Source organism: Longimicrobium sp. (assembly GCF_036554565.1).
GTDB lineage: Bacteria > Gemmatimonadota > Gemmatimonadetes > Longimicrobiales > Longimicrobiaceae > Longimicrobium.
In genome coordinates this window covers 1-9,996 of the sequence record NZ_DATBNB010000588.1, presented here as the reverse complement: position 1 = coordinate 9,996, position 9,996 = coordinate 1, and the positions used below count along the sequence as shown (strand labels likewise).

Genomic DNA, 9,996 nt, shown 5'->3' with positions numbered 1-9,996 from the left:
CATCCCCAGCCCTTCCCCCGCAAACTGCGCGGGGGAAGGGAGCCAGTTCCGTGCGCTTCGGTGAGCGTTGGTGCGCGCGACGGGGGGCGCTCACCGGCTCGGAGTCGTCTCGACCTGGGCCGGCGCACTCCGCGGCTGCCCTCTCCCCCCGTCCCTCTCCCGCAAGCGGGATTCGATCGCGCCTCGGCTCGCCCCGCGCACTCGACTACGCGTGCAGTCCGCGAAGGCGGACTTTGGGCCCTTGTTGCCGCGAATTCATTCGCCCCAGCACGGTCAGGGGCCGAAGCACAGCCGGGGACCCACACCCCATCCCTCGGCCGTGAAACATCGATCCGCCGGTTGCCGATTCCCTATTCCCCCGCCCTCGCGTACGCCTGGAGGTTCAGCGCCAGGGGCGACGAGGGGCCCAGCACCCGCGAGGCGGCGTAGGCCGCCAGGCGCCCGGCCCGGCTGGGCCGCGATCCGAACAGCTCCGGCGCGGCCGGACGCACCTGCACGTCCACGAATCCCGCCCGTTCCAGCGCAATCGCGAGGGCGCGCGGGGTGAAGTGCGACACGTGCACCAGGTTGTCGGCCACCGTGGGCCGGTAGCCGGGCCGCAGCCGCGCGCGCAGCAGCTCCTTGCGCAGTTGGTTGGGGCCGTGGGGCACCTTTACCGCCACCCATCCCCCCGGCGCTACCACCCGACGCACCGCCTGCAGCGCCTCTACCGGCTCAGGTATGTGCTCCAGCACGTCCGTGAGCGTCACCGCGGCGTAGCGTCGTCCCTCTTCCGCCAGGTCGCGCAGGTCCGCGCGGTGCACGGGGAGGCCCGTGGCACGGGCAGCGTAGGCGGAGGTGCGCGGGTTCAGCTCCACGCCCTCCGCACGCCAACCCTCGCGCGCCGCGAGGTGAATGAAGCGCCCCACGTGCGCCCCCAGGTCCAGCAGCGTGCGCTCCCCCGCGGGCACGCGGGCCGCCAGGTCGCGAAGCACTTCACGGAAGATGGCGTCCTTGGCCGTGGAGTGGAACTCCGCGTCGATCCACTCGTCCGACCAGCGCTGGTCGTACATCCGCCCGAAGTAATCCGGCAGCGTCGGCATGGCGCGTGGCTGGCCGAAGCCGCACCCGGCGCAACGCACCAGGTCCACCGTGGCGCCCGTGTACTCCGCCAGCGCGGGATCCTGCTCGCGGTACCCCTCGAACTCGAAGATGGCGCGCGCCACCGGCGCCAGGGTACGCGCCCCGCAGACCCAGCACGCCTCCACCGGCACAAATCCACCCGGCTGTACCGACTTCGTCGACTGCGTCATCCGGCCGCCTCCACCCGCTCGGCGATGGACCGCGCCATGTCGTCCCACGTCCACAGCCGCATCTGGGCGGAGAGCGTGAGCGCGGCGGAGCGATGCTCCTGCAACCGTTCCCGCCACGCGCGCAGCCGCGCGGCCACGCCCTCCGCGTCGTCGGGATCGGGGATCAGCAGCCGGCGCGCCTCGCCCCCGATGCGCTCCGCCACACCCGCCGTCTCGCTGACCAGCACGGGAAGCCCGCAGCAAACGGCTTCCTGCACGGCCAGCCCGTACGCCTCGTACCGCGTGGGCGAGGCCAGGGCGTCGGCGGCCCATAGCAGGCGGCGCACGTCGGAGTGGAATCCCAGGAAGTGGATGCGGTCCGCCAGCCCCGCCTCCGCCGCGCGGCTCCGCCAGCGCTCCAGCTCGCCCCCCGCCCCGGCGACGGCCAGCCGCGCATCCCACGATCCGCCCGCCGACAGCAGCCGCCACGCCTCGAACAACGTGTCGAAACCCTTGCGCCGGTCCCCCAGCGCGCCCACGAAGGCGACGGCCGGCACGTCGTCGTTCCACCCCAGCGCTTCGCGAGCAGCCTGGCGCTCGTCCGGCGAGGGCGGGCGGAATCGCTCCGCGTCCGTGCCGTAGTAGACAACGTGCACCGCGGCCGGATCGGCGCCCAGCATCCCGGTGGCGTGACGCGCGGTCAGGCGCGAGTTGGCCACGATCACCCGGGCGCCTCGCACTGCGCGCGCCTCGTCGGCCAGCGCGCTACGCCGGGCCAGCCGGTCGATGCCGCGCCGAAGCGGCCGCCCCGCCACCCGCGGCTCGTACGCGGCGTGGACGTAGTGGAGCCACACCGCACCCGCCACGCCTGTGTTGCCGCCGTTCCCCAGCACCACGGGGTCGCGAGCCGCCAGCGTACGCGCGGCGCGGCGGCCGGCTCGGTCCAGCAGCGGAAAGCCCAGCAGGTGGCTTCCCAGCGGGCGGGGAACGTGGTGAACGTGCAGGTTGGGTTCGTGGAGGAGGTCGTCGGCGACGCGATGCGCCACCACGTGGGTTTCGCGCCCGCCGCGCGCCAGCCAGCCGGCCAGCGCGTGGTTGGCCGCATCCATCCCCCCCGTGCGGACGAAGTCCCCCGCCACCACCGCCCAGGGCCTCACCCGGGCGCCTCGGCGGCGAGCGCGGCCTGGCGCGCGTAGCGGGCCGCGGCGAACAGGGTGGCGTTCAGCAGCCAGAACTCCATCCCAGACTGCGAAACGAAGATGGGGTACGAAAAGGTGAGCGCCAGGGCGCCGACGGAGTACGCCATCACGATGGCCGCCCAGAACGGAAGGTCGTGCGCCTCGGGTCCGGGCGGGCGGGCGCGCGCGATCCGCCACGTTGCGATCAGGCACACGCCCACGGCGAGCAGGTATGTGAACAGCAGGGGCGCGCCGCCATCCACGATCCACCCGGCCCACTGGATCTCTACCCAGATGTTCTTGCCCGGCCCGCTTCCGCCGAAGTAGGTGGCCGTCATCCCCCAGTGCCCCAGCCCCTCGCCGAAGGGCGCGGCAGGAAGGGTTTTCATCAGCGCGTCTTCCAGGAATCGGCCGCGGTTGTCGTAGTACACCTGCGTGGGCCGGGCCTGCACCAGCGACGCCATGCGGTTGGTGACCGCCGCTCCGGCCATGTTCACCGCCATCACGTACCCCAGCAGCAGCATGCCGATCACCCCGAACCCCAGCATCGACAGGCGCTTGACGTCTTTCCGCCACACGAGGACGGCGCCCACGGCCAGCAGCGAGATGCCCGTCATGACCGCCAGCGAGCGAACCTGCGAAAGGTACAGGCAGGCGGCGCCCAGCACGATGCTCGCCAGCGACGCTCCGAGCGCGAGCGGGGTGCGGCGGGTGAGGAAGAAGCCCACGCCCAGGAGCACCGCGTACAACCCGGACACCGCCGCGCCCCCGGGAACGTCGGTCAGCCCCATCGGCCGGAACACGCGCTGGCCGGTGGCGGTGGTGATCTTGAGGCTTTCGACGTAGCCCTTGCCCTTGGACTGCACCACGGTGGAGAGCGGCGGCTGCAGCGTTCCCGGGCGGTACACCTGCACCACGCCGATGGCCGCGCTGAAGGTGTGGAACGCCCACAGCACCATCACGGTCTGCCGCAGCGCGCGGATGTCGATGGCGGTGAGCCGCGGCACCCAGAAGAGCGGGGCGATCACCGCGCCGTACAGCCCCACCTGCGCGATGCCGGCGGCGGACGAGGATGTCTCGGGATGGAAGATGCAGACGCCCAGGATGGCGAATACGAAGATGGCGGGTCCCCGGGCGGGATGGGCGGAGCCGCGCCCCCGCAGCAGCGCCAGCAGCGCCAGGCTCGCCCCGAACGCGGCCATGCGCACCAGCACGCGCACGCCCGCGAGCCCGGAGATCAGCATCAGCTGGCAGGCGAGCTGGAAGACGATGAACGCCGGCACCCACGGAAACGGCTGGCGGGGACGCCTGCGCGCACCGCGATACGGCACGGCGTACGGAACGGGGTGCGCCGCGGTGTTCACGACGGCTCCCATGCCGGGTGCGCCGCGCTCATCCCTGCCCCGCCACCGTTGCCAGCACCTGCCGCATTCGCTCCGCCTGTCGATGGGGATCGCACAACGCCCGCGCCCGCGCGGGACCCGCCGCGCCCAGCTCCGCGCGTCGGCCGGGATCGCTCGCCAACTCGCGCCTCGCCTCCGCCAGCGCGTCCACACGTCCCGGCGCAACCAGGATGCCGGTCGTGGGATCGACCGCCTCCAGCGCGCCCCCGAGCGCGGAAGTCACCACGGGCAGCCCGGCGTACATCCCTTCTACAAAGGCGATGCCGAACGCGTCGGGCGAAAGGTTCGGCTGGCAGAGCACGTCCGCAGCCGCCACCAGCCGCGGCACGTCCGCGCGCTCGCCCAGGAACCGCACCCGCCCCGCGATCCCGGATGCCTCCGCCAGGGCGCGCACCCCGGCCAGGTGCGCCGCCTCCCGCGGCCCCGACGCGCCACCCGCGATCCAGCACGTCCACCGCTCCGTCTCGCGCATCGAGGCCAGCGCATTCAGGAGAACGCGGTGGCCCTTGGCGGGGTCGAAGCGGCTCGCCATCAGGAACACGACATCGTCAATGGACGTGTCCAGCTCCGCGCGAACCTCCCGCCGGGCCGAGGACTCCACCGTCGGCGGCGGGACCGGCGGATACACCACCTCGGCGGGAACGTGCGGCCAAAGGCGGCCCAGCGCGGCCTGTGCGAAGCGGCTGGTGCAGATGGCCAGGTCCGGCGGCGTGCGCCTGGCCAGCCGGTCGGCCCAGGTACCGCCCCTCACCACGTCGTGAAGCCAGAAGACCAGGGGAACGCCACGGCCACGCGCGACCGCGGCGAAGATGCCGTGCGCCCAGGTGGAATGACACACGACGACGTCCGGCCGGCTGGCCCGGATCACCCGCGCCAGCCGCGACCGCGCCCGCAGCGCCGTCCACGGCAGGCTGACGCGCACGGGCCCCAGCAGTTCCACCCGCGCGCCGATCCGCCGCAGCTCGTCGGCCAGCCGTCCGTCGAAGGAGAGCGCGAACGACTGCTCCAGCCCGTCCACGCGCGCCGACGCCAGGGTGGCGAGCATCCGCTCCACCCCGCCGTACAGGTTGCCCGCGTACACGTGAAGAACTCGGAGCGGCTGCGGCAACGGGAGATGCTGGACGGGGCGCGGCCTACTGGCTGAGGAGGGAACGATACAGCGGAGACAGCGCCGACGCGAGCCGCGCGCGGTCGAAGCGGCGAACGGCCGTCTCGCGGCCCTGGCGGGCCAGGGTGGCGCGGAGCATCCCGTCCGTAGCGAGCTGGCGGATGGCGCGGGCCAGCCCGTCCACGTCCCCCGGCGCCACCGCGAGCGCATCGTGGCCGGGAGAGATGATCTCGGCCGCGCCGCCGGCCGCGCTGGCGATTACCGCCCGGCCGCACGCCATGGCCTCGGCGATCACCAGCCCGAACGGCTCGGGCTGCGTGCTGGCGTGCACCACCACGTCCAGGCCGCGCATGGCCGCCGCGGGGTCGGCGACGAAGCCGGTGAACCCCACGCGGTCGGCGATCCCCAGTTCCGCCGCCAGCCGCCGCAGGCCGTCCACCGACACCTCGCTCCCCTGCGTGCGATAGATCCCGCCCCCGACCACGTACGCCCGCAGCGGGATCTCACGTGGTACGCGGGCGACGGCGCGCAGGAACTCCGCGTGGCCCTTCCACACGCCCATGGTGGCGACGAGGCCCACGCGCACCGTCCCCACGGGCTCCGGCGGCATCCCCGCCGCGTCGTGGAGGGCCAGCGTGGGCCCGTCGGACGTGAACCGGTGAAGGTCGACGGCATTGTGGACGGTTTCCACCCGCAGTCCGGCGCCCAGCACGGTTCGCGCGTCCACGGCGACGGCATCCGAGACCGCCACCGCCGCGGCGCAGCGCCCGGCGGACCGCCGCAGCAGGGCCGACATCGCCCGGCGGGTAGAGACGAAGTCGTGAAGGTGCCATACGACAGGCGTGGCCCGCGAGGCGGCCCAAGCGCCAAGCAGGTGCATCTTGAAGCCGTTGGTGTGCACCACGTCCGCCCGCCCTCGCCGCAGCAGGAACGCGAGGCGCGCCACGTATGCCGCCGCCCCGGGGCCCGCCGCGGCCATGCCGCCGAGAAGGCGCAGCGTTCCGCCCGCACCGGCGTCTCCCAGCGCGGCCAGGCCGCGTGGAAAGGGGAGCACGTGCGCCTCCACGCCCAGCGCACGGACGCGCTCCAGAAGCGGCCCGTCCTCGCCGGAGACCAGGGTGAGCGGCCACGAGGGTTCGGCGGCGCGCACGCTGGCCAGCACGTCCAGCAGCACGCGCTCCGCCCCGCCCAGCGCGCCGGACGCGCTGAGGTATGCGACGCGCACCGGGCCGGGAGCGGGGAAATCGATGATGGGATCGGGCGGAGGGATCAGGCCGAAGCGCCAGACGGCGTGGGGCCGAGATGGCCGAGGGAGACGCCGCCGGGAGCGGGAAGCGGCGTGCGGGGGCCGGTGAGCCAGCCGCGCACCGCGGCGGCCAGCACGCGCGCCGTGCGGTCGGCCGTCAGCAGGCGCAGGTCGTCGGGTGCCTCCGTCCACACGCGCAGCACGTAGGGATCGGCGTTGGCGTAGTTCAGCTCCACCGGGCACTCCAGCTTCCATGCGCCCGCCGCCACCGTCCGGGGGAGCACCGAGCGCCCGCCCACCGGCGACGACTCGCGGCAGACCGTCGCGTACAGCAGCCCCAGCCCCTCGGCGTTGTCGCCCAGGATCGCCTCGATGTGCTCCATCGACTCGGCGCGGGCCAGCACCTGCGCCACGTCGCGTGCGTGGATCTGGTCGCGGATGCTCTGGCGGATGCCACGCATTCCCGAGTGCAGCACCGCGCCCGCTTCCACGAACTCGTAGTAGCCCAGCACCTTGATGCCGGCCAGCAGCAGAACCATCGACACCGCCGCGCCGCCCAGGGCCACGGCCGCCACCAGCGACGGGGGCCCGAACGCCAGCAGGACGCCGAAGACGGCGAGCGCCGCGGCCATCAGGTACAGCAGCACCACGGCGCGCACGTGGGTTACGCCCACGGCCAGCAGCCGGTGGTGAAGGTGGCGCTCGTCGGCGCCGAACACGGGCGTGCCCCGCAGCCAGCGCCGCACGATGGCCAGCAGCGTGTCCATGATGGGGAGCGCCAGCACCAGCACCGGCACCGCCACCAGCACGGCCGCGGCGCTCTTGGTGCTCCCGTGCACCGACAGCACCGCCAGCATGAAACCCACGAACATGCTTCCCGAGTCGCCCAGGAAAATGCGCGCGGGGCGAAAGTTGTAGCGGAGGAAGCCCAGCAGCGCGCCGCCCAGGGCGGCGCACGCCATGGCCACCTCCAGGTTGCCCAGCATCAGCGCCACGGTAAGCGTGGTGCACAGCGCGACCAGGCCGATTCCGGTCGCCAGGCCGTCCAGCCCGTCGATCAGGTTGAAGGCGTTGGTGACGCCTACGATCCACAGCAGCGTCAGCGGCAGCGCCAGGGCGGCGGTGTCGAGCGTGGCGCCCGCGAAGGTGATCCCGTCGATGCGAAAGCCGCACGCGTACGCCACCACGGCGGCGGTGCACTGGGCCAGCAGCTTGGCCGAAGGGCGCAGGTTGTACAGGTCGTCCAGCAGCCCCACGGCGAACATCAGCGAGCCCGCCACCAGCACGCCGACGAAGAACCGGTCCGGCCCCGCGCCCACGGCGTTCACCCCCGGCCCGAGCACGGCCGCCAGGATCCCCGCCGACGTCGCCAGCCACACGGGAATGCCCCCCAGCCGCGGAACCCGCCGCGTGGGCGAGTCGCCGCGCACGTGCCCGTACAGCCCGTGCGCCGTAACCACCCGCACGATGGCCGGTGTTACCAGCAGCGCCGCCAGGGCGGCCACGGCAAAGACGAGGAGGATGGGCAAGGGAGTCGCGTGTGGCGGCTGAAGGGACGGGATGGAGGGTCGAGAGGCGCCGGAAGGGAAGCGCAAACCAAACCCTCGCAACCACTTAGGATAACCCTGGAACGCAGTGCCGGTCAAGCCTTGGCAGCTTCTGCTTCCGCTGCGCGTAGCAGTGATGTGCACGAGCAAGGCCACACCGAAACTCGTATGTTCCCGTCCGGGAACACGCATCCTAAGCTATGACGGTGCTTGAGGTTGGATCGTCACTCATCTCCGGATCGAGGCTGCCGCGGCTGCAGAATTGCCCATGCACGCTGCACGATCTGCGTCGTATCGCCGTACGGCGTCCGATTTCAGAACAGCTCTTCCAGCGATTCGTCCGAGGCGAGCTTGCGGAGGGCGCCGGCCAGCAGCCCGGCGACGGAGACCACGCGCAGGACCCCGCCCTCGTCCCGCTCCTGCACGATGGTGTCGGTGACGCACACCCGCTGGACGCCCGCGTCCGTCAGTCGCGCGATGGCGTTGCCCAGGAGCAGCCCGTGCGTGGCCGCCACGTGAAAGCCCACCGCGCCAGCCTCGCGCAGCGCCTGCACGCTCTCCACCAGCGTTCCGCCGGTGGAGATCATGTCGTCGATGATCAGGCAGGTGCGCCCTTCCACCTCGCCCACCAGGTGCGTGACACGGGTTTCGCTGCCGGTCTCCCGGCGCTTGTGAAGCACGGCCAGGGGCAGGTCCAGCCGCTGCGCGTACTCCGTCGCCAGCTTCACCCGCCCCGCGTCGGGTGACACCACGACGGCATCGGCGGGAAGCTCGCCGCGCATGGCGGCGCACAGGGTGGGAACGGCGGTGAGCGTGTCGAACGGGCCGGGGAAGAAGCCCTCGATCTGGGTGGTGTGAAGGTCGATGGTCAGCACGTGGTCGATGCCGGACGCCTTCATCAGCAGGGCCACCATGCTGGCGGTGATCGGCTCGCGTCGGCCGTGCCGCTTGTCGGAGCGCGCGTAGCCGTAGTACGGAAGCACGGCGTGAATGCGCCCCGCCGCCGCGCGCCGGCACGCATCCGCGAAGGCGAACAGCTCCATCACATTGTCATTCACCGGCGGGCAGGTGGGCTGCAGCAGGTACACGTCGTTGCCGCGCACCGACTCCAGCAGCCGCACGGAGGTTTCTCCGTCGGGAAAGCGCTCGACGCTGCACGACCCCAGCGGCATCCCTACCTGTTCCGACACCGCCCGGGCCAGCTCCGGATTCCCGCTCCCCGCGAAGATCACGCACTCCCGCATCCCACGCTCCGTGCACGAGTTTCCCAACCACACCGCGATCGAGGGCCCAAGATACCGCGGGTCAGGTCACGGCGGCGAGTACGCGGCGCATCGTGTTCCCCAGCACCTCGTCGCGGCCGTCCAGAACATCTTCCTTGGCCACCGCGAGCAACCCCTTGATGACGGCCGTGCGGCTTTCGATTCCAGCCTTGGCCGCCGCCTCCTCCACGTGGACCACCAGCTCCGCTGGGACGCGAACCGATAGTTCGTGATCCCCCGGCGCATCCAGCAGGTCGTCGCCCAGCGCCTCCTTCACGCGCACCGCGAGCGCTGGATTGAATGCGAACTCCGAGAGAAGGAATCGCACCACCGCCGAAGTAGACGGCTGTGATCGGGATCCTTCATCCGCCAGGAGCAGCAGGACATCTTCCAGGTGCCGAGGCACGCGCGCATTCACGGTAACCATCGCGCGCTTGAAGCCAGCCCTGAGCCGCGGACTCGATTGCGCCGGAATCATGGCGATTTCGTCGCATTCGCAGCAGACCGCGACGAGGACGTCGGGGATGCTCACGCCAGGATCCAGTTCCACGACGCGGCGACGGAACGCGACATCCTTGATCCGCTCGCACGTTGGACAGAGCGCCGTCGAGAGATCGCCCTCTTTCCAGATCTTCATCTAGGCCTCCGCGGGATGTGCACTCATGAGAATCCATCGGCCCTGGTCGGCATGGTAATAGGCCTTCACGTACCACCGTACCCCCCGCCACTCCGGGAAGAACTCATGGACCCGAACGCCTGGCTCGGTGACGAGGCCGCTCTCACGGTGCTGGGTTCCGTTGCAGCGGAGCAGCATGGCCTGGACATCCACAGGCGAGACTTTGCCGTGCTGAAGCCAGTTCTTCGTGTACGCGTCTTTCCTCGGCCAATGGCCACACGCATCGCTTCCAATCGCTGCTGCCAGGCCCGCCCGTGCATCACTGAAAGCCATCCGCACCCGCCCTGAATGTATGACAAATGTCA

At 71.7% G+C, this 9,996-nt stretch carries 8 protein-coding genes; all 8 read right to left on the bottom strand.

From position 1 onward, the window contains the following. Positions 1-350: 350 nt before the first annotated feature. The 8 genes from VIB55_RS16210 to VIB55_RS16175 all read right to left on the bottom strand — a co-directional run bounded on the left by VIB55_RS16210 (position 351) and on the right by VIB55_RS16175 (position 9,652). A complete protein-coding gene (locus tag VIB55_RS16210; RefSeq protein WP_331877705.1) occupies positions 351-1,292 on the bottom strand; it encodes a class I SAM-dependent methyltransferase in 942 nt (313 codons plus the stop codon). After that, positions 1,289-2,428 carry a glycosyltransferase family 4 protein gene (locus VIB55_RS16205; protein ID WP_331877704.1) on the bottom strand — a complete coding sequence of 380 codons (1,140 nt, stop codon included), beginning with the start codon at positions 2,426-2,428 and terminating at the stop codon, positions 1,289-1,291. Before VIB55_RS16205 ends, VIB55_RS16210 begins: the two co-directional genes overlap by 4 nt. After that, a complete protein-coding gene (locus tag VIB55_RS16200) occupies positions 2,425-3,813 on the bottom strand; it encodes a hypothetical protein (protein ID WP_331877703.1) in 1,389 nt (462 codons plus the stop codon). The genes VIB55_RS16205 and VIB55_RS16200 overlap by 4 nt, the downstream gene beginning before the upstream one ends. A gap of 28 nt (positions 3,814-3,841) precedes the next feature. Further along, complete coding sequence (locus VIB55_RS16195; protein WP_331877702.1) at positions 3,842-4,960, bottom strand: glycosyltransferase; 1,119 nt, start codon at positions 4,958-4,960, stop codon at positions 3,842-3,844. Positions 4,961-4,985: 25 nt separating this feature from the next. Next, a complete protein-coding gene (locus VIB55_RS16190; RefSeq protein WP_331877701.1) occupies positions 4,986-6,185 on the bottom strand; it encodes a glycosyltransferase family 4 protein in 1,200 nt (399 codons plus the stop codon). A gap of 44 nt (positions 6,186-6,229) precedes the next feature. After that, on the bottom strand, positions 6,230-7,735 hold the full coding sequence (locus VIB55_RS16185) for an MraY family glycosyltransferase (RefSeq protein WP_331877700.1): 1,506 nt from the start codon (positions 7,733-7,735) through the stop codon (positions 6,230-6,232). A gap of 332 nt (positions 7,736-8,067) precedes the next feature. Beyond that, positions 8,068-8,997 (bottom strand): ribose-phosphate pyrophosphokinase, encoded by a 930-nt coding sequence (locus VIB55_RS16180; RefSeq protein WP_331877699.1) that lies wholly within the window; start codon positions 8,995-8,997, stop codon positions 8,068-8,070. A gap of 61 nt (positions 8,998-9,058) precedes the next feature. Beyond that, a complete protein-coding gene (locus VIB55_RS16175; protein WP_331877698.1) occupies positions 9,059-9,652 on the bottom strand; it encodes a hypothetical protein in 594 nt (197 codons plus the stop codon). Positions 9,653-9,996: the final 344 nt, after the last annotated feature.

Bases quoted from the DNA above. Each gene is read 5' to 3' on its own strand.
- VIB55_RS16180 (WP_331877699.1), bottom strand. From the start codon at position 8,997: ATGCGGGAGTGCGTGATCTTCGCGGGGAGCGGGAATCCGGAGCTGGCC.
- VIB55_RS16210 (WP_331877705.1), bottom strand. From the start codon at position 1,292: ATGACGCAGTCGACGAAGTCGGTACAGCCGGGTGGATTTGTGCCGGTG.
- VIB55_RS16175 (WP_331877698.1), bottom strand. From the start codon at position 9,652: ATGAAGATCTGGAAAGAGGGCGATCTCTCGACGGCGCTCTGTCCAACG.